Here is a 19,149-nt window from a genome sequence, read left to right as displayed (position 1 = left end):
GCCGCGCGGCGGCCCCGCGTCAGCCCGTCGCCGGGCTGCGGGCCCCTTCGTCGAAGGTGAGGACCGACACCGCGGTGTCGTACTCCTCGCGCAGGTACCCGGCGTATCCGGAGCCCTCGACGTGGGGCGCCAACAGGTCCATGACCGTGGTGAGTTCACCGATGTCGTCGTCCAGCCAGAGGTTCCGGGTGAACAGGCCCCAGGCGTCCTGGCTCCCGAGGGACTGGTACCGCAGGGACGCGAATTCCCCGCCCGGCAGCCGGCTGTCCGGGTCCGGGGCGAGCAACTGGTACGGGTGCTCGTCCTCGTCGAGGTGCGGCGGTCGCTCCTCGCTCGCGCCCGTGTGCCACCGCAGTGCCTCCAGGACGGGTTCGGGCGTCCCGTCCCGGAGGAAGCAGGTGAAGACCACTTCGTAGTGAAGGCTCACGTCCGTGTTCTCCCGGCCCGGCTCAGCCCCTGACCGCCTCGGCGATCCGCAGGGCGGCCTGTTCGGGCGTGAGGTGCGTGGTGTCGACGACCTCGGCCTCGGCGTGCAGCCAGGTGCGGGCCGCCTCGGCGTAGGGCTCCAGGTGGTCGAGCCGGAAGGTGGAGGGGCCCATGACGGTATCCCCCTCGATCCGCCCGCGGAGGGTGCCCTGGTCGGCGTGGAGGACGAAGTGCCGCACCGGGATGGAGTGCCGGGCGAGGCCCGCGCCGATCTCGCGCCAGTACTCCTCGACCAGGACGGTCATGGGGACCACCAGGGTGCCGCCGGTGTAGTCGAGCACATGGCGGGCGGTCTCGACGACGAGCGGCCGCCACGGCGGCCAGTGCTGGAAGTTGCCCGTCCAGGGAAGGGCCGGCCTGATGTCCATGAGCGTCTCGCCGACCTTCTCGGCGTCGAACACCCGTGAGTCCGGGATCAGCTGTTGCACGAGCGCACTGGTCGTCGTCTTGCCCGCGCCGTGGGTGCCGTTGAGCCATACGATCATGGGCCCCAACGGTAGTTCCTCCCCGGCCGGACCCGCCCGACGCTTCCGAGCCATTGACCGTCAGCCATCGGTCCTCGGCGTCGGCCGGCCGCGGCGAACCCGTCAGACGGCCACGGGGCCGTCGTCCTCGGCCGGTTCGTCCCGGGCCGTCAGACCGGCCACCCACAACGGCATCAGCCAGTGCACCACGAGGACCGCGACGAGCACCGGCGCCGCGTACGCGGTGGGGGCGTCGCCGTCGATCGCGCCCGCGGTCAGCAGACCGGCCGCGGCCGCGACCAGGAGGAGGGTCATCGTCCGGTGGGCGCGGGCCTGCACCCGGACGCGTTCGGCGGACTGACGCTCGTCCAGCGCCCGTTCGCGCAGTTCGAGCAGGCCGCGGGTGGCCGCGTTGATCGCCCCGGTCGCGACCATCCACGGCAGCAGCAGCACCGCCATGACGGCGACGGCCGAGACCGTTTCCCCCTCCGCGAGGTAGAGGTGGGCCATGAATCCGCCGATGGCCGCGGTCAGCACCACGTGCGCGGCGACGACCAGGCGTCGCCGGGCGGCCGTGGCGTACAGCGGCTGGGCCCGGCGGTCGTTCATGAGCCGCAGCATCCTGCGGTCGTAGCGCGTCAGCGGCGTGGTGGTCATGACGTCTTCCTCCCGTAGATCTCATCCGTGAGCGGCCGGAACGGTTCGAGCGAGAACAGCGCCTCCACCGGCAGACCGAAGAACTTCGCGATCTTCAGTGCCAGGTCGAGGCTCGGGTTGTACTGCCCCCGCTCGATGTAGCCGATGGTCTGGTAGTGCGCTCCCACGGCCTCGGCCAGGTGCTGGCGTGACACCTTCCGCTCGGCACGAACCACGGCCAGTCTGTTGTGCACCTGCTCGCTCATGTATAAGAAGTACTACATTCAGAGGGACGGCTGCAACGTTGTGCAGCACTTCCGTGGATCCGGAGGCCCGATCGGCTCCCGGGGCCGGTCGGGCCGGGCGCCCGGCATCGGCTGCCCGCCCGCGCCGGACCGGTGGTCGTCCGGGCCGGCGGGCGGGGCGCCGTCAGTCGGGGGTGCCGAGCGGCGGGTGTTCGAGCACGCGGGGCTTGTACTCGACCAGCTGGATGCGGCCGTCGAAGGTGCGGTGCTCGATCATTTCGAGGGCGACGTCCGGATAGCCGTCGTAGATGTGTTCCTCGCCGGTGGCCCCGGTGATCACCGGGAACATCACGACCCGGAAGCGGTCGACGAGCCCGGCCCGCAGCAGGGACCGGCACAGGGCGAGGCTGCCGATCGTGCTGAGGAGCCCCGAGCCGCTCGACTTCATGGCGCGGACCGCCTCGACGGCGTCGTCGCGGACGAGCGTGGAGTTGGCCCATGTCAGCGGCTCCTTGAGCGAGGAGGAGAACACCACCTTGGGAGCCCGGGTGAGCTCGTCGACGGACGCCTCCTCCTCGGGCCTGAACTCGTCCTGGCCGTCCGGGACCCGGCCCGCGGCGAAGCCCGACATCAGGCGGTAGGTGTTCGCTCCCATCAGGTAGGTGGCCCCGGGCTGCTCGCCGAGCCATGCGAGGTACTCCGGGCCCTCGAGACCCCAGAACCCGGGCCACCCCTCTCCCGATGCGCAGCCGTCGAGGGAAGTGATGAAGTCGACGAGAAGCTCCGGCATGGCGGTGTCCTTTCCTCGGGTGTCACGAGCTTGGACCGGCCGGGAGCTGCAAACTCATCGGTTCCGCACCGGCCCCGCGCGGGACGCGCAAGTCTTTGCATAAAAGTGCAGTGATGCGTATAGTCATGCCATCGACGAGGAGGCTTTCGATGGTGGTACGTGCAGCGGTGGCAGGGGCGAGCGGATACGCCGGCGGGGAGCTGCTCCGCCTCCTGCTGGTCCACCCCGGGGTCGAGATCGGTGAACTCACCGCCAACTCCAACGCGGGACAGAAGCTCGGCGCGCTCCAGCCGCACCTGAGGCCGCTCGCCGACCGGGTGCTCCGGCCGACCACCCCCGAGGTGCTCGCCGGGCACGACGTGGTCTTCCTCGCCCTGCCGCACGGGCAGTCCGCCGCCGTCGCCGAGCAGCTCGGGGACGAGGTGCTCGTCGTGGACATGGGCGCCGACTTCCGGCTGGAGAACGCCGCGGACTGGGAGAAGTTCTACGGTTCGCCGCACGCCGGCACCTGGCCCTACGGGCTGCCCGAGCTCCCCGGCCGACGCGCGGCGCTGGCCGGTTCCAAGCGGATCGCGGTGCCCGGCTGCTACCCGACCGCGGTGTCGCTCGCGCTCTTCCCGGCGTACGCGGCCCGGCTGGCCGAGCCCGAGGCCGTGATCGTCGCGGCGTCCGGCACCTCCGGGGCCGGCAAGGCGGCCAAGCCGCACCTGCTCGGCTCCGAGGTGATGGGCAACATGTCCCCCTACGGTGTCGGCGGCGGACACCGGCACACCCCCGAGATGATCCAGAACCTCAGCGCGGCGGCCGGTGAACGGGTCACGGTCTCCTTCACCCCGACCCTGGCGCCGATGCCCCGCGGCATCCTCGCCACCTGCAGCGCGAAGGCGAGGCCCGGGGTGAGCGCCCGGTCCCTCCGCGACGTGTACGAGAAGGCGTTCGCCGACGAGCCGTTCGTCGACCTGCTCCCCGAGGGGCAGTGGCCCGCGACGGCGGCCGTCCAGGGTTCCAACGCCGTACAGATCCAGGTCGCCCACGACGAGGCGGCGGACCGGATCATCGTCATCAGCGCCATCGACAACCTCGCCAAGGGCACCGCGGGCGGTGCCCTGCAGAGCATGAACATCGCCCTCGGACTTCCCGAGGACACAGGTCTTTCCACGATCGGAGTCGCACCGTGAGCGTCACGGCAGCACAGGGGTTCTCCGCGGCGGGCATCGCCGCGGGAATCAAGCAGAACGGCAACCCGGACCTGGCCCTCGTCGTCAACCGCGGTCCGCGCCGCGCCGCCGCGGGCGTCTTCACCTCCAACCGCGTCAAGGCCGCCCCCGTCCTGTGGTCGGAGCAGGTGCTGAAGGGCGGCGAGGTCACCGCGGTCGTCCTCAACTCCGGCGGCGCCAACGCCTGTACCGGACCGAGGGGCTTCCAGGACACCCACGCCACCGCCGAGAAGGCCGCCGAGGTCCTCACCGGCCACGACGCCGGCGAGATCGCGGTCGCCTCGACCGGTCTGATCGGCACCCTGCTCCCGATGGACAAGCTGCTGCCCGGCATCGAGCAGGCCGCGGCCGCCCTCAGCGAGCACGGCGGCGAGAAGGCCGCCATCGCGATCAAGACCACCGACACCGTCCACAAGACCGCCGTCGCGGGCGGCGAGGGCTGGACCGTCGGCGGCATGGCCAAGGGCGCGGGCATGCTCGCCCCCGGCCTCGCGACCATGCTGGTCGTCCTCACCACTGACGCCGACGTCGACGCCGCCGGACTCGACTCCGCGCTGCGCGCCGCCACCCGCACCACCTTCGACCGGGTCGACTCCGACGGCTGCATGTCGACCAACGACACCGTGCTGCTGCTGGCCTCCGGGGCGAGCGGGATCACCCCGGAGCAGGACGAGTTCGCCGAGGCCGTACGGACCGTCTGCGCGGACCTCGCCCGGCAGCTGATCGGGGACGCCGAGGGCGCCTCCAAGGACATCCGGATCGAGGTCATCAACGCCGCGAGCGAGGACGACGCCGTCGAGGTGGGCCGCTCCATCGCCCGCAACAACCTCCTCAAGTGCGCCATCCACGGCGAGGACCCCAACTGGGGCCGGGTGCTCTCCGCGATCGGTACGACGAAGGCCGCCTTCGAGCCCGACCGGCTGAACGTCGCGATCAACGGGGTGTGGGTCTGCAAGAACGGCAGCGTCGGCGAGGACCGCGACCTGGTCGACATGCGTTACCGGGAGGTCGCCATCACCGCCGACCTGTCCGCCGGCACCGAATCGGCCGTCATCTGGGCCAACGACCTCACCGCGGACTACGTCCACGAGAACAGCGCGTACAGCTCATGAGCACGGCGCGGAAGCACACCGCACTCCCGAAGGCGCAGATCCTCATCGAGGCGCTGCCCTGGCTGACCCGGCACAACGGCAAGACCGTCGTCATCAAGTTCGGCGGCAACGCCATGGTCGACGAGGAGCTGAAGGCGGCCTTCGCCCAGGACGTCGTCTTCCTGCGCCAGGCCGGCCTCAAGCCCGTCGTCGTGCACGGCGGCGGACCGCAGATCAGCGCCCAGCTCGACAAGCAGGGCCTGGTCAGCGAGTTCAAGGCGGGGCTGCGCGTCACCACGCCCGAGGCGATGGACGTCGTACGGATGGTGCTGGCCGGACAGGTCCAGCGCGAACTCGTCGGCCTGCTCAACCAGCACGGCCCGCTCGCCGTCGGCATGACCGGCGAGGACGCCCGCACGATCACCGCCGTCCAGCACCGGCCGACCATCGACGGCGAACTCGTCGACATCGGCCGGGTCGGCGAGATCACCGCCATCGACACCGGGGCGATCCAGGCGCTGCTGGACGACGGCCGGATCCCGGTGGTCTCCTCCATCGCCCGCTCCGCCGACGACGACCACGTCTACAACGTCAACGCCGACACCGCGGCCGCCGCGCTCGCCGCCGCGCTGAACGCCGAGACGCTGATGGTCCTCACCGACGTCGAGGGCCTCTACGAGGACTGGCCCAACAGCGACGACGTGATCAGCCGCCTCACCGCCACCGAGCTGGAGAAGCTGCTGCCCGAGCTGTCCAGCGGCATGGTGCCCAAGATGCAGGGCTGCCTGCACGCCGTGCGCAACGGCGTCGAGACCGCCCGCGTCATCGACGGCCGGGTCCAGCACTCGATCCTGCTGGAGATCTTCACCGACGAAGGAATCGGCACGATGGTCGTGCCCGACGCGCAGCCCGCGCAGGGGGAGTCATGAGCAACCAGGAGCTCGTCCGGCGCTGGAACGACGCGCTGATGGACAACTACGGCACCCCCCAACTGCCCCTGGTGCGCGGCGAGGGGGCCAGGGTGTGGGACGCCGACGGCACCGAGTACCTCGACTTCGTCGGCGGCATCGCGGTGAACGCGCTGGGCCACGCCCACCCCGCCGTCGTCGAGGCGGTCTCCGCCCAGATCGCCTCGCTGGGCCACGTCTCCAACCTCTTCGTCGCCGAGCCGCCCGTCGCGCTCGCCGAACGGCTGCTCCAGCTCTTCGGCCGCACCGGCCGGGTCTACTTCGCCAACTCGGGCGCCGAGGCCAACGAGGCCGCCTTCAAGATCGGCCGGCTGACCGGGCGCACGCACATGGTCGCCACCGACGGCGGCTTCCACGGCCGGACCATGGGCGCCCTCGCGCTGACCGGCCAGCCCGCCAAGCGCGACCCCTTCCTCCCCCTGCCCGGTGACGTCACGCACGTCCCGTACGGCGACGCCGAGGCGCTCCGGGCGGCCGTGACCACCGACACCGCGCTGGTGATCATCGAGCCGATCCAGGGCGAGAACGGGGTGGTCGTGCCGCCCGTCGGCTACCTGGAGGCCGCCCGCGAGATCACCCGGGCCACCGGCACCCTGCTCGTGCTCGACGAGGTGCAGACCGGTATCGGCCGCTGCGGCCACTGGTTCGAGCACCAGGCCCACCAGGGCGTCGAGCCCGATGTCGTCACCCTCGCCAAGGGCCTGGGCGGCGGACTGCCGATCGGCGCGACCGTCGCGTTCGGCCCGGCGGCCGAGCTGCTGGGGCCGGGGCAGCACGGCACGACGTTCGGCGGCAACCCGGTCGCCTGCGCCGCCGGACTCGCCGTCCTGGACACCCTGGCGGCCGACGGTGCCCTGGACCGGGTGAAGCGGCTCGGCGAGAGGATCCGCGAGGCCGTGGAGGGTCTGGGCCACCCGCTGGTCTCCCATGTCCGCGGCTCCGGGCTGCTGCTGGGTATCGTGCTCACCGAGCCCCTTGCGCCCCAGGCGCAACAGGCGGCTCAGAGAGCCGGAATCCTGGTGAACGCACCCGCCCCCGATGTCCTGCGGCTGATGCCGCCGCTGATCATCGGCGACGCGGAGGTGGACGCGTTCCTCCGGGCACTGCCCGGTGTTCTCGACGCGGCAAGAGGGGACGGACGATCCGGAGAATGAGGCGACGACGATGACCGAGGCGCAGGAGACCGAGCACGGGGGACCGGCCGTGCCGCAGACCCGCACCGCGCGCCACCGCCGGATCGTGGACATCCTGAACCGGCAGCCGGTGCGCTCGCAGAGCCAGCTGGCCAAGCTCCTGGCCGACGACGGGCTGAGCGTCACCCAGGCGACGCTCTCCCGGGACCTGGACGAGCTGGGCGCGGTGAAGATCCGCAACACCGGCGGCGAGCTGATCTACGCGGTTCCCAGCGAGGGCGGCTTCCGCACCCCGCAGGCACCGCTGGGCGGCTCCGCCAAGGAGGAGCGGATGCGGCGCCTCTCCGCCGAACTGCTCATCTCGGCGGAGGCCTCGGCCAACCTCGTGGTGCTGCGCACCCCTCCGGGCGCGGCCCAGTTCCTCGCCTCGGCCATCGACCAGGCCGAACTGCACGACATCCTCGGCACCATCGCGGGCGACGACACCCTGATGCTGATCAGCCGCGACCCGGCGGGCGGCCAGGCGCTCGCCGACCACCTGCTGCGGCTGGCCCAGAACGAACGCTGAGAACCGGCCGGGTCCGCCGGCCGCCCGGGGCTCCGGGACGGCCGGCGGCGCGTGACGGGATCCCGGACCGTCAGTAGCGCGTGATCGCGGTCGGGCCCGACCGGGTCCCGATCGCGATGTGCGGACGGCGGGCCGGGTTCACCCAGTCGAGGATCCGGTCCATCGCGGACGCCGGTACGGAGACGCAGCCGGCGGTCGCGCCGCGCCCGTCGACGTGCAGGAAGATCCCGGCGCCGCGCCCGCGCACCGGCCGTTCGTAGTTGAACCCGATGACGAGCGCGCGGGCGTACTGCGTCGGGTACGCGATCAGGTGCTCCGCCTCGCCGGCCCGGCAGTCCGCGGGGCGCGGCTCGACCCAGCGGTTGTAGTCCCGCGCCGCGTTGTCCTGACACCACCACGACCGGTCGTTGATCCGCCGGTAGGGGTGGGTGGTGCCGGCCGGTGCGGCTTTGGTCCCGAAGGCGTACGGCAGGTCGTACAGGCCGGTGGGGGTGGTGTTCGTGCCCTGCTCGCGCGAGGCGCCCTCGGCCAGGCCCTTCGCGCCGAAGCGGGCCGGTGCGGAGCCGGCCTTCACCCAGACGCCCCGGCGCAGGTTCCACCAGGTGACGGTGCCCGTGGTGGAACCCGCGTCCGGCGCCTCGGCCGTGATCAGCTGGGTGCCGCCGCCGGTGTCGGCCAGCCGTCCCGGAGGGGTCGGCGCGGGGGCGGGCCGGGCCGCGACCGAGCCCGCCAGCGCGAGCAGTACCGACACGGTCACCACGGATCTGCGCATGCCCCGGACGTTAGACGCTCCGCCCGGCCCTCACCCCCGGATCTGCTCCGTACGGCTCAATCCTTCTCCTCCTGCGGCATGACCGGCAGCGGGAGCGGCAGCCCGGGCAGCCCGTCGATGCTGGTCGCTATGTGCTCCTTCTTCTCGAAGTAGGCGCCGAGCGAGGCGTCGTCCTCCCGGGCGAAGCGCCGGGCGTGCAGTGGCCGGTCCTCGTCGTACGACATGAAGGGCACCCCGTAGCCGCAGGTGTCCCGGATCAGTTCGGCCCGCACCACGATGATCGCGCGCAGTCCGTGGAGGCCGGGGTCCACGTCCGGGAAGTGGGCGAGCAGCGGGCCGAAGCGGGGGTCGTCCCGGAAGACCGGCTCGCCGCGGCCGTGCACCCGCACGATGTTCGGCGGGCCCTGGAAGGCGCACCACATCAGCGTGATGCGGCCGTTCTCGCGCAGGTGGGCGACGGTCTCGGCGTTGCTGCCGGCGAAGTCCAGATAGGCCACGGTCAGCTCGTCGACGACGGCGAACGAGCCGCTGATCCCCTTGGGGGAGAGGTTGACCGTGCCCTCGCCGTCCAGGGGCGCGGTCGCCGTGAAGAAGATGCGCTGCTCCTCGATGAAGGTCCTGAGCCGTCCGTCGATGCGTTCGTACGTTTTTCCCATGCGGGCCATTGTCGTCGCCGATTCCGCGGTGGACAGGGGCGTTTCGGGGGTCGGGACGCGGGCGGGGGAGCCCTGTCGGCACGCCGCCCACCCGCACTTTTGACAAAACATACGGAGGACTGCATAGTTATACCCATCAGTGATTGCACCGTAAGGAGAAACCCGTGACCGAGCGCGTCGTACTCGCCTACTCGGGCGGCCTGGACACCTCCGTCGCCATCGGCTGGATCGCCGAGGAGACGGGCGCCGAGGTCATCGCCGTTGCCGTGGACGTCGGCCAGGGCGGCGAGGACCTGGACGTCATCCGCAAGCGCGCGCTCGCCTGCGGTGCCGTCGAGGCCGAGGTCGCGGACGCCAAGGACGAGTTCGCCGAGGAGTACTGCCTCCCCGCGATCAAGGCCAACGCCCTCTACATGGACCGCTACCCGCTGGTCTCGGCCCTCTCCCGGCCGACCATCGTCAAGCACCTCGTCGCCGCCGCCAACAAGCACGACGCCGGCATCGTCGCCCACGGCTGCACCGGCAAGGGCAACGACCAGGTCCGCTTCGAGGCCGGCATCTCCGCGCTCGGCCCCGACCTGAAGTGCATCGCCCCGGTCCGCGACTACGCGATGACCCGGGACAAGGCGATCGCCTTCTGCGAGGAGAAGAACCTCCCGATCGCGACCACCAAGAAGTCCCCGTACTCCATCGACCAGAACGTCTTCGGGCGCGCCGTCGAGACGGGCTTCCTGGAGGACATCTGGAACGCGCCGATCGAGGACATCTACGAGTACACCGAGAACCCCGCCACCCCGCGCGAGGCCGACGAGGTCGTCATCTCCTTCAAGGAGGGCGTGCCGGTGGCCATCGACGGCAAGCCCGTCACCGTCCTCCAGGCCATCCAGCAGCTCAACCAGCGGGCCGGCGCCCAGGGCATCGGCCGGATCGACATGGTCGAGGACCGGCTCGTCGGCATCAAGTCCCGCGAGGTGTACGAGGCCCCGGGCGCGATCGCGCTGATCACCGCCCACCAGGAGCTGGAGAACGTCACCGTCGAGCGCGAGCTGGCCCGCTACAAGCGGCAGGTCGAGCAGCGCTGGGGCGAGCTGGTCTACGACGGCCTGTGGTTCTCGCCGCTCAAGCGCGCCCTGGACGGCTTCATCGACGAGGCCAACCAGCACGTCACCGGTGACATCCGGATGACCATGCACGCGGGCCGCGCCGTCGTCACCGGCCGCAGGTCCGAGCAGTCGCTCTACGACTTCAACCTCGCCACCTACGACTCGGGCGACACGTTCGACCAGTCCAAGGCGCAGGGCTTCATCGAGATCTTCGGCCTCTCGACGAAGATCGCCGCCAAGCGTGACCTGGCCTGACCCCCAGCAGTTACGTCACCGCCTCCCCGGACCCTCCGTGCGGGGAGGCGGTCGCACATCCACCCCTTGTCCTTCCGAGGAGCACGCAGTGAGCAACGGCAACGGCACCAGCGACGTACGCCTCTGGGGCGCCCGCTTCGCCGACGGTCCGGCCGAGGCGCTGGCCAGGCTGTCCGCCTCCGTCCACTTCGACTGGCGGCTCGCGCCGTACGACATCGCCGGCTCCCGCGCCCACGCGCGCGTCCTGAACAAGGCGGGCCTGCTCACCGACGACGAGCTGAGCCGCATGATCGAGGGCCTCGACCAGTTGGAGGCGGACGTCGCCGACGGCTCGTTCACCGGCACCATCGCCGACGAGGACGTGCACACCGCGCTGGAGCGCGGACTGCTGGAGCGTCTCGGCCCGGACCTCGGCGGCAAGCTGCGGGCGGGCCGGTCCCGCAACGACCAGATCGCCACGCTCTTCCGGATGTACCTGCGCGACCACGCCAGGATCATCGGCGGCCTGATCGCCGAGCTCCAGGGCGCCCTGGTCGGCCTCGCCGAGGCGCACCCCGACGTCGCGATGCCCGGCCGCACGCACCTCCAGCACGCCCAGCCGGTGCTCTTCGCCCACCACGTCCTGGCCCACGCGCAGGCCCTGTCCCGGGACGCCGAGCGGCTGCGCCAGTGGGACGAGCGGACCGCGGTCTCCCCGTACGGCTCCGGCGCCCTGGCCGGATCGTCGCTCGGCCTGGACCCGGAGGCGGTCGCCGCCGACCTCGGCTTCGAGCGCGGCTCCGTGGGCAACTCGATCGACGGAACGGCCTCCCGCGACTTCGTCGCCGAGTTCGCCTTCGTCACCGCGATGATCGGGGTGAACCTCTCCCGGATCGCGGAGGAGGTCATCATCTGGAACACGAAGGAGTTCTCCTTCGTCACCCTGCACGACGCCTTCTCCACCGGCTCCTCGATCATGCCGCAGAAGAAGAACCCGGACATCGCGGAGCTGGCCCGGGGCAAGTCCGGCCGGCTGATCGGCAACCTGACCGGCCTGATGGCCACGCTGAAGGCCCTCCCGCTCGCGTACAACCGCGACCTCCAGGAGGACAAGGAGCCGGTCTTCGACTCCTGCGACCAGCTGGAGGTCCTGCTGCCCGCCTTCACCGGAATGATGGCCACCCTCACCGTCAACCGCGAGCGGATGGAGGAGCTGGCCCCGGCGGGCTTCTCGCTCGCCACCGACGTCGCCGAGTGGCTGGTCAAGCAGGGCGTGCCGTTCCGGGTCGCGCACGAGGTGGCCGGCGAGTGCGTCAAGGAGTGCGAGCAGCACGGCATCGAACTCGACGAACTGACCGACGAGCAGTTCGCCAAGATCTCCGAACACCTCACGCCCGAGGTCCGCACGGTCCTCGACGTGGCCGGTGCGCTGGCCTCCCGCAGCGGACGAGGCGGCACCGCCCCGTCGGCCGTGGCCGTCCAGCTCGCCGAGGTGAAGGCCGACCTCGCGGCCCAGCAGGCCTGGGCCACCGCGAGGAACTGACCGCCGCGGGGGCGGATGCCGGGGGCGGGGAGCGTTCGCGCGCTCCCCGCCCGCCGGTCCTCGTGGGCCGGGGCACGACCCCGGGCGCGACAGGGAGTCCATCCCCTGTCGCGCTCCGGGTTGTTACGTTGACGGGGGAGAGCACCCGACCGACGAGGAGCCCACGATGCCTTTCGCCAGGCTGGCCGCAGCGACGACTCCGACCGCCCACATCGGGTTCGGGCTGGCGGCGGTCGGCAGGCCCGGTTACATCAACCTCCACCGCGACCGGGACCTGCCCGCGGACCGCGGCGTCGAGGCCCTGCGCGCACGCACCCACGAACTGCTCGACGCCGCCTACGCCCAGGGCGTCCGCTACTTCGACGCGGCCCGCTCCTACGGCCGGTCGGAGGAGTTCCTCGCCGACTGGCTGACGGCGCACCCGGAGGCGGACGACGTCGTCGTCGGCAGCAAATGGGGCTACACCTACACCGCCGACTGGAGCGTCGAGGCCGAGGAGCACGAGGTCAAGGACCACGGCCTCGCCACGTTCCTGCGCCAGCGGGCCGAGACCGGCGCGCTGCTCGGCGACCGCCTCGACCTCTACCAGATCCACTCGGTGACCGCCGACAGCCCGGCCCTGACCGACCGGGAACTGCACACCCGGCTCGCCGCGCTGGCCGGCGAAGGGGTCAGTGTCGGCCTGAGCACCAGCGGACCCGCCCAGGCCGACGCGATCCGGGCCGCCCTCGCCGTCACCGTGGACGGCGAACCGCTCTTCCGTACGGTGCAGGCCACCTACAACGCGCTGGAGACCTCGGCCGGGGCCGCGCTCGCCGAGGCCCATGCCGCCGGGCTCACCGTGATCGTCAAGGAGGCCGTGGCCAACGGGCGGCTCGCCGGTACGGAGGCCCCCGCGGTGCTCCAGGAGATCGCCGCCGGGGCCGGTGTCGGCAGCGACGCGGTGGCCCTGGCGTTCGTGCTGCACCAGCCCTGGGCCGGGGTGGTGCTCTCCGGCGCGGCGACCGTCGGCCAGCTCGCCGGGAACCTGCACGCGCCCGTGGTCGACCTCGACGAGGAGCTGCGCTCCCGGCTCGACGCGCTGGTGGAGGAGCCCGAGGCGTACTGGCGCCACCGTGCCGGGCTGCCGTGGAGCTGACCGGCCGGGACGCGGAACCCGGAAGGTGTCCCGGAAGTCCCGCGTCCCGGCCGGGAACGCCCGTCACATCCGTGCGGTCCGAACCGTCAGTACGGTGACGGACTACGATCCGCCGGCGCACCGGGCCACCCGGCCGTCGGTGCGGTGACGGAACACGACGGAGGAAACACGACCGTGGACGGACACGAGTTCCTGGCGGAGCGCTTCGAGGCGAACCGGCCCCGGCTGAGGGCCGTGGCCCAGCGGATGCTCGGCTCGACGGGCGAGGCGGAGGACGCCGTCCAGGAGGCGTGGATCAGGCTCGGCCGTGTCGACGGCGGGACGATCGAGAACCTGGACGGCTGGCTGACCACGGTCGTCGGGCGGGTGTGCCTGGACATGCTCCGCTCCCGCCGCTCCCGGCCCGAGGCGCCCCTGGAGACCGGGGCGCCCGAGGAGAGCACCCCCGGCGACCGGCCGGAGGCCGACCCCGAGCAGCAGGCGCTGCTGGCCGACTCGGTCGGCCTCGCGCTGCTCGTCGTGCTGGAGACGCTCGACCCCGCCGAGCGGCTCGCCTTCGTGCTGCACGACATGTTCGCCGTGCCCTTCGACGAGATCGCCCCGGTCGTGGACCGCACCCCGGCCGCGGCCCGGCAGCTCGCCAGCCGGGCGCGCCGCCGGGTACGGGGCGCGGAGCCGGTCGCGGACCCCGGCCTCTCCCGCAGGCGGAAGGTGGTCGACGCCTTCCTGGCCGCCGCCCGCGACGGCGACCTCGACGCCCTCGTGGCCGTGCTCGACCCGGACGTGGTGGTGCGGTCCCTCACCGGTACGCCGTCCCTGGTGCGGGGCGCCGAGACGGTGGCCCGCCGGGCGATGATGTTCGCGCCGTTCGCCCGGTCGTCGCAGCCGGCCATGGTCGGCGACCGGCCGGCGGTCCTCTCGTCCCTCGACGGCGGGAAGTTCTCGGTCCTGGTCTTCACCGTCGAGCGGGGGAGGGTCGTCGAAATGCTCGCGATCGACGACCCGGCCGGTCTTCCCGGCCTGGACCTGGTGGTCCTCGACGCCTGAGCCGCGGCACGCCGGTCACCGGGCCCCGGTGACCGGCCCCGCCCGACGGGCTCAGCCCCCGTCGCCGGCCCGGCCGTCCGCCCACGCGGCGAGCGCCGTGAAGTCGTCCGGCAGCAGTCCGAGCCCCGGATCGACCCATCGCAGCAGCGCATCGGCGACCCCGTGCCCCAGGACCCACTCCCGGTCCCGCGGGGTGATTTCGTCGTCGATCCAGGCGAACGGCCGACCGGCCGCGTACTCCACGACGTACTGCGTCTTCCAGTACGTACCGGCGGGAGCGGTGCCGTGCATCGCCGGCCAGTCGATGTACGGCAGCGGGGGCAGCCCGAGGCGCGGTCCGACCCACTGGTTGGCCTCGTCCTTCCAGGTCGTCGCCCAGACCAGTTCGTAGCGGCCGGACAGCGCCCGCAGGGCCCGCCCGTGCTCCGGGTTGAGCAGGACCGGCAGCGGCGGCCCCTGCTCCCACCCGGTCGGCCGCATCGGGTGCCTCGTGTATCCGTCCGGCGCCCCGGGGCGCACGAGCGCGAGGTAGGGGTTGAGCGGGCCGTCGATGTCGATCAGCAGGAGCGGCTTCCCGGCGGCATACGTCATGCACGCCATGGTCCTCCCGTGCCGGGCCCGGGGGCGACACCTTTCCGGTGAGACACTGGTGTCTCAAATGGTCTATGGTTGTCTCATGACTCTCGACCGTGAGCAGGTGCTGCGCAGCGCCGCCGCCCTGTTGACCCGCAAATCGACCGCCACCATGGACGAGGTCGCCAGAGCCGCGGGCATCGGCCGCGCCACCCTGCACCGGCACTTCGCCGGGCGGGACGCACTGGTCAGGGCGCTGGAGGAGCTGGGCATCCAGGAGTTCGAAGCGGCACTGGACGCCGCCGCGCTCGACGAGGGGACCTCGGAGGAGGCACTGCGCCGACTGATCGCGGCCGTCGAACCGGGCGCCGGACTGCTCTCCTTCCTCGTCACCGAGAACCAGCTCTTCGAGGGCGAACAGGTCAACGAGGGCTGGAGCCGGCTCGACGCCCGCGTCGCCGCCTTCTTCCGGCGCGGCCAGGAGCGCGGCGAGTTCCGGATCGACCTCACCCCCGCCTGGCTGACCGAGGCCCTCTACGGGCTGATCTCCAGCGGAGCCTGGACCGTCCAGACGGGCCGGGTCGCGAGCAAGGACTTCCAGTACATGATCGCCGAGTTGCTGCTCGGCGGCGCACGCCGGAGCGTGGAGCAATGAGCCGTATCGAACAACGGGTGAAGAACTCGGACGAGCTGTACCGTCCCGGGCGGTGGATCGCCCTGGCCGTACTCGTCCTCGCCGTGTTGCTCGTGGCGATCGACGCCACCGTCCTCGGCCTGGCGACCCCGTTCCTCACCGAGGACCTCGAACCGACCGGCACCCAGCTGCTGTGGATCGGCGACGTCTACTCCTTCGTCATCGCCGGCCTCCTCGTCTCCATGGGCAGCCTCGGCGACCGCATCGGGCGCAAGAAGCTGCTGCTGTGCGGCGCGACCGCGTTCGGCGCGGTCTCCGTGCTCAACGCCTACGCGCACACCCCCGAGATGATGATCCTGGCGCGGGCACTGCTCGGTGTCGCGGGCGCCACCCTCATGCCGTCCACGCTCGCCCTGATCCGGAACCTCTTCCACGACCCGCGCGAGCGCAGCCTGGCCATCGGCATCTGGGGTGCGATGGCCTCGGCGGGCGCGGCCGTCGGACCCGTGGTCGGCGGGTTCCTGCTGGAGCACTTCTGGTGGGGCTCGGTCTTCCTGATCAACCTGCCCGTCATGGTGATCCTCGTGATCGTCGGCGCGAAGATGATCCCCGAGTCGAAGAACCCGGCCCCGGGCCCCTGGGACCTGGGCAGCGTCGCGCTCTCCTTCGTCGGCATGATCGGCGTCGTCTACGCCGTCAAGGAACTGGCGGCGCACGGCCCGAGCTGGGAGATCGCCGTCGTGGGCATCGGCGGCCTGGCCGCGCTCTGCTGGTTCGTGCGCAGACAGCTCACCCTCCAGTCGCCGCTGCTGGACATGCGGCTCTTCCACCACCGGGGCTTCTCGGGCGCGGTCCTGGCCGACCTGCTGACCATCCTCGGTCTGTCCGGACTGGTCTTCTTCCTCTCCCAGTTCCTCCAGCTGGTGCAGGGGCGCGGGCCGCTGGAGGCCGGTCTCGCCGAACTCCCGGCGGCCATCGGCGCGGTCGTCGCGGGCCTGCTCGCCGGAAGGGCGGCCCGGCGCTTCTCGGTGCGCTCGGTGGTGACCGGCGGCCTCGGGGCGGTCGGCCTGGCGCTCGCCGCGGTCACCCTGATCCACCAGCAGACCGCGTACCCGCTGATCGGCGCGGTGCTCCTGGTGGTCGGCCTCGGCGCGGGTTTCGCCTTCACCGTCACCTCCGACGTGATCCTCTCCAGCGTTCCGAAGGAACAGGCGGGTTCCGCCGGAGCGGTCTCGGAGACGGCGTACGAACTCGGCGCGGCCCTCGGCATCGCCCTGCTCGGCTCCATCGTCACCGGCGTCTACCAGAACTTCGAATCGCCCGCGGGCGTCCCGGTCGACCGTGCCGCGGCCGCCCACGAGTCACTGGGCGGCGCGGTCGAGGCGACCCACGGGATGCCCGCCCAGCAGGGGCAGGAACTGCTCGCCGCGGCACAGGAGGCGTTCGTGGACGGGCTGCGGCTCGCCGCGGGCGTCGGCGCCGCGGTCCTGCTGGCGACGGCGGTCGCCGCCTGGTTCCTGCTGCGGGGCCAGAAGCTGGAGGAGGGCATCGTCCATCAGTGACCGCGCCCGCCGGCCCGGCGCGCGGGAACCCGGAAGGGCCCGTACCCCCGAGGTACGGGCCCTTCCCACGTCATGGACGGCGCGGCGCGCCCCGGCTCACGCGGCCTTGGCCTTCGTGGCGTACATGTCGACGTACTCCTGGCCGGACAGCCGCATCACCTCGGCCATCACGGAGTCGGTCACCGCCCGCAGCACGTAGCGGTCGCGGTCCATGCCCTCGTAGCGGGAGAACTCCATCGGCTCGCCGAACCGGACCGTCACCTTGCCGGGGCGGGGCAGACCGGCCCCGCCGGGCTGCAGCTTGTCCGTGCCGATCATCGCGAACGGCACCACCGGCGCGCCCGTCATCAGCGTCAGCCGGGCGATGCCCGTACGGCCCCGGTACAGCCGGCCGTCCGGGGAACGGGTGCCCTCCGGGTAGATGGCGAACGCCTTGCCCTCCTCCAGCACCCGACGGCCCGTCATCAGCGCCGCGACACCGCCGCGTCCGCCGTCCCGGTCCACCGGGATCATGCCGCAGCCGGTGAAGAACCAGGCCATCGCCCGGCCCTTGAGGCCCTTGCCCGTCACGTACTCATCCTTGCCGATGTAGAACACCGGCCGGTCGCAGCAGATCGGCATGATCATCGAGTCGATGAAGGTCAGATGGTTGCCCGCGAGGATCACCGGACCGTCCCCGGGGATGTTCTCGGCACCCTCCACCTGGGGGCGGAACATCAGGCGCAAGATCGGTCCGAGCACTGCCTTGATGAGTGCGTGTCGGGACAACGGTTCCTCCGGTGTAGTGGCCGGGCCGGCCGAGGTGCGGGATCGTGACGGTCCATGCAGGTGAGGACGATACTCGCGGCTTCTCGCTGATCGCACATCGGGTTCAACCGGCGGACACGGGGCGTTGACACGAGTTTCCGCCATGTTCGTCCAGGAGCTGCCTCCACGACCGTACTGCTGCTTACGCTCGGGCCGCGCCCGACAGGTGCCAGACATCACACGCGAGGAGCATTCATGACAGAGCGCGCGCAGACCGGTCCCGCCCGCAGAACCATGCTGGGAGCGGGCGCCGCCGTACTGGGCACGGCCGCCCTCGGGCTGGCCGGCGGCCCGGCCGACGCTGCCGACAACCCGGCGGCGAGCGCCTCCGGGCGGCCCGGCGGGCACGGCTTCCGCCTCGACCTGCCGGTCCCCACCGTCATCGGGCACCGCGGCGCCAGCGGCTACCGGCCGGAGCACACGCTCGGCTCCTACCAGCTGGCCCTCGACATGGGCGCGCACGTCATCGAGCAGGACCTGGTGCCGACCAAGGACGGTCACCTCGTCTGCCGCCACGAGAACGACATCACCGCCACCACCGACGTCTCCGAGCACCCCGAGTTCGCGAGCCGCCGGACGACGAAGAAGGTCGACGGCGTCTCGCTCACCGGCTGGTTCACCGAGGACTTCACCCTCGCCGAGCTGAAGACGCTGCGGGCCAAGGAGCGCATCCCCGGCACCCGCCAGGAGAACACCCTCTACGACGGCCGCTGGGAGGTCCCCACCTTCGAGGAGGTGCTGCGCTGGGCCGACCGCGAGGGCCGCAGGCGGGGCGAGCCCGTCTGGCTGTACGTCGAGACCAAGCACCCCACCTACTTCCGCGGCCTCGGTCTCGGCCTGGAGGAGCCGCTCGCCAAGCTGCTGCGCCGCTACGACCGCCACCGCGCGCACTCGCCGCTCATCCTCCAGTCCTTCGAGCCCGGCAGCATCCAGCGGCTGGCCCGGCTCGTCCGGACTCCGCGCGTGGTGCTGCTCTCGGGCGCCGGCGAGCGCCCCTGGGACTTCGTGACCTCCGGGGACCCGCGCACCGTCGCGGACCTGGTGAAGCCCGAGGGCCTGAAGTGGATGGCCTCCTTCGCGCAGGGCATCGGCCCCACCCTGGACCTGATCATCCCCAAGGACGCCTCGGGCCGGCTCACCCAGCCGACCTCGCTGGTGAAGGACGCGCACGCGCAGGGCCTGGTACTGCACCCCTACACCATGCGCAACGAGAACACCTTCCTGCCCGCCGACTTCCGGCGCGGCACGGACCCGGCCGCCTACGGCGACGCGTTCGGCGCGCTGCGGACGTACTTCGGGACAGGCATCGACGGGATCTTCTCCGACAACCCGGACACGGCCCTGCTCGCCGCGGCGGACTTCGCCGGACGCTGAGCCGGCGCCGGGCGCTTCGTGACACCGGCCGTCAGCACCCGGCCGGGTGTGCCCCGGTCGGGTGGTGACCGCCCGTCACGGCAACCGGCCGCCGCCGTACGGGCGTCG

Annotated in this window: 21 protein-coding genes; 12 read left to right on the top strand and 9 right to left on the bottom strand. The window is 71.9% G+C overall.

Annotated elements, in window-relative coordinates:
- Positions 1 to 19: 19 nt before the first annotated feature.
- The 5 genes from ACFYW1_RS33340 to ACFYW1_RS33320 all read right to left on the bottom strand — a co-directional run bounded on the left by ACFYW1_RS33340 (position 20) and on the right by ACFYW1_RS33320 (position 2,621).
- Positions 20 to 427, bottom strand: a complete 408-nt coding sequence (locus ACFYW1_RS33340) for a hypothetical protein (protein ID WP_389001810.1) — start codon at positions 425 to 427, stop codon at positions 20 to 22.
- Between the two features lie 22 nt (positions 428 to 449).
- A complete protein-coding gene (locus ACFYW1_RS33335) occupies positions 450 to 971 on the bottom strand; it encodes an ATP-binding protein (protein WP_389001807.1) in 522 nt (173 codons plus the stop codon).
- 102 nt (positions 972 to 1,073) lie between these two features.
- Positions 1,074 to 1,607 carry a hypothetical protein gene (locus ACFYW1_RS33330; protein ID WP_389001804.1) on the bottom strand — a complete coding sequence of 178 codons (534 nt, stop codon included), beginning with the start codon at positions 1,605 to 1,607 and terminating at the stop codon, positions 1,074 to 1,076.
- Positions 1,604 to 1,852: a helix-turn-helix transcriptional regulator gene (locus ACFYW1_RS33325; protein ID WP_389001801.1), complete on the bottom strand. Its 249-nt coding sequence runs from the start codon at positions 1,850 to 1,852 to the stop codon at positions 1,604 to 1,606. Before ACFYW1_RS33325 ends, ACFYW1_RS33330 begins: the two co-directional genes overlap by 4 nt.
- A gap of 163 nt (positions 1,853 to 2,015) precedes the next feature.
- Positions 2,016 to 2,621 carry a dihydrofolate reductase family protein gene (locus ACFYW1_RS33320; protein WP_389001798.1) on the bottom strand — a complete coding sequence of 202 codons (606 nt, stop codon included), beginning with the start codon at positions 2,619 to 2,621 and terminating at the stop codon, positions 2,016 to 2,018.
- A 149-nt stretch (positions 2,622 to 2,770) separates the two neighbouring features.
- On the opposite strand from ACFYW1_RS33320, the gene argC reads away from it, so the two are divergent.
- The 5 genes from argC to ACFYW1_RS33295 are packed head-to-tail and all read left to right on the top strand — an operon-like array spanning position 2,771 to position 7,598.
- Positions 2,771 to 3,799, top strand: coding sequence for an N-acetyl-gamma-glutamyl-phosphate reductase (gene argC / locus ACFYW1_RS33315; protein WP_389001795.1), 1,029 nt, complete (start codon positions 2,771 to 2,773; stop codon positions 3,797 to 3,799).
- Positions 3,796 to 4,950 (top strand): bifunctional glutamate N-acetyltransferase/amino-acid acetyltransferase ArgJ, encoded by a 1,155-nt coding sequence (gene argJ / locus ACFYW1_RS33310; protein ID WP_389001791.1) that lies wholly within the window; start codon positions 3,796 to 3,798, stop codon positions 4,948 to 4,950. Before argC ends, argJ begins: the two co-directional genes overlap by 4 nt.
- Entirely contained in the window at positions 4,947 to 5,858 is a 912-nt protein-coding gene (gene argB, locus ACFYW1_RS33305) for an acetylglutamate kinase (protein ID WP_389001788.1), read from the top strand. Before argJ ends, argB begins: the two co-directional genes overlap by 4 nt.
- Positions 5,855 to 7,051, top strand: coding sequence for an acetylornithine transaminase (locus tag ACFYW1_RS33300; RefSeq protein ID WP_389001785.1), 1,197 nt, complete (start codon positions 5,855 to 5,857; stop codon positions 7,049 to 7,051). The genes argB and ACFYW1_RS33300 overlap by 4 nt, the downstream gene beginning before the upstream one ends.
- Before the next feature lie 10 nt (positions 7,052 to 7,061).
- The gene (locus ACFYW1_RS33295; protein WP_148833497.1) at positions 7,062 to 7,598 is read left to right on the top strand and encodes an arginine repressor; all 537 of its coding nucleotides are present in this window, start codon (positions 7,062 to 7,064) and stop codon (positions 7,596 to 7,598) included.
- Positions 7,599 to 7,668: 70 nt separating this feature from the next.
- On the opposite strand, the gene ACFYW1_RS33290 is transcribed toward ACFYW1_RS33295, so the two are convergent.
- Together ACFYW1_RS33290 and ACFYW1_RS33285 are read right to left on the bottom strand one after the other, a co-directional pair.
- Positions 7,669 to 8,370 (bottom strand): L,D-transpeptidase, encoded by a 702-nt coding sequence (locus tag ACFYW1_RS33290; RefSeq protein ID WP_389001782.1) that lies wholly within the window; start codon positions 8,368 to 8,370, stop codon positions 7,669 to 7,671.
- Positions 8,371 to 8,426: 56 nt separating this feature from the next.
- Entirely contained in the window at positions 8,427 to 9,026 is a 600-nt protein-coding gene (locus ACFYW1_RS33285; protein ID WP_389001779.1) for a pyridoxamine 5'-phosphate oxidase family protein, read from the bottom strand.
- A 164-nt stretch (positions 9,027 to 9,190) separates the two neighbouring features.
- On the opposite strand from ACFYW1_RS33285, the gene ACFYW1_RS33280 reads away from it, so the two are divergent.
- From ACFYW1_RS33280 to ACFYW1_RS33265, 4 genes are all read left to right on the top strand, one after another.
- Positions 9,191 to 10,384, top strand: coding sequence for an argininosuccinate synthase (locus tag ACFYW1_RS33280; RefSeq protein ID WP_389001776.1), 1,194 nt, complete (start codon positions 9,191 to 9,193; stop codon positions 10,382 to 10,384).
- An 88-nt stretch (positions 10,385 to 10,472) separates the two neighbouring features.
- Positions 10,473 to 11,906, top strand: coding sequence for an argininosuccinate lyase (gene argH, locus ACFYW1_RS33275; RefSeq protein ID WP_389001772.1), 1,434 nt, complete (start codon positions 10,473 to 10,475; stop codon positions 11,904 to 11,906).
- 166 nt (positions 11,907 to 12,072) lie between these two features.
- Positions 12,073 to 13,044, top strand: coding sequence for an aldo/keto reductase (locus ACFYW1_RS33270; RefSeq protein WP_389001769.1), 972 nt, complete (start codon positions 12,073 to 12,075; stop codon positions 13,042 to 13,044).
- Between the two features lie 174 nt (positions 13,045 to 13,218).
- A complete protein-coding gene (locus ACFYW1_RS33265) occupies positions 13,219 to 14,091 on the top strand; it encodes a sigma-70 family RNA polymerase sigma factor (protein ID WP_389001766.1) in 873 nt (290 codons plus the stop codon).
- 51 nt (positions 14,092 to 14,142) lie between these two features.
- Here the strand turns inward: ACFYW1_RS33265 and ACFYW1_RS33260 are convergent, their stop codons facing one another.
- Positions 14,143 to 14,682: a hypothetical protein gene (locus tag ACFYW1_RS33260; protein ID WP_389001763.1), complete on the bottom strand. Its 540-nt coding sequence runs from the start codon at positions 14,680 to 14,682 to the stop codon at positions 14,143 to 14,145.
- A gap of 85 nt (positions 14,683 to 14,767) precedes the next feature.
- On the opposite strand from ACFYW1_RS33260, the gene ACFYW1_RS33255 reads away from it, so the two are divergent.
- The gene (locus tag ACFYW1_RS33255) at positions 14,768 to 15,319 is read left to right on the top strand and encodes a TetR/AcrR family transcriptional regulator (RefSeq protein ID WP_389001760.1); all 552 of its coding nucleotides are present in this window, start codon (positions 14,768 to 14,770) and stop codon (positions 15,317 to 15,319) included.
- A complete protein-coding gene (locus tag ACFYW1_RS33250; RefSeq protein WP_389001757.1) occupies positions 15,316 to 16,860 on the top strand; it encodes an MFS transporter in 1,545 nt (514 codons plus the stop codon). The genes ACFYW1_RS33255 and ACFYW1_RS33250 overlap by 4 nt, the downstream gene beginning before the upstream one ends.
- Before the next feature lie 96 nt (positions 16,861 to 16,956).
- Here ACFYW1_RS33250 and ACFYW1_RS33245 read toward each other — a convergent pair whose 3' ends face one another.
- The gene (locus ACFYW1_RS33245) at positions 16,957 to 17,628 is read right to left on the bottom strand and encodes a 1-acyl-sn-glycerol-3-phosphate acyltransferase (protein ID WP_148833480.1); all 672 of its coding nucleotides are present in this window, start codon (positions 17,626 to 17,628) and stop codon (positions 16,957 to 16,959) included.
- Between the two features lie 234 nt (positions 17,629 to 17,862).
- Here ACFYW1_RS33245 and ACFYW1_RS33240 point away from each other — a divergent pair, with 234 nt between their 5' ends.
- Entirely contained in the window at positions 17,863 to 19,041 is a 1,179-nt protein-coding gene (locus ACFYW1_RS33240) for a glycerophosphodiester phosphodiesterase (protein ID WP_389001753.1), read from the top strand.
- The last annotated feature ends 108 nt before the right edge of the window (positions 19,042 to 19,149 follow it).

Source organism: Streptomyces sp. NPDC002669 (assembly GCF_042889165.1).
GTDB lineage: Bacteria > Actinomycetota > Actinomycetes > Streptomycetales > Streptomycetaceae > Streptomyces.
The sequence above is the reverse complement of the archived record's forward strand: the minus strand, read 5'-3'. Positions and strand labels throughout refer to the sequence as shown.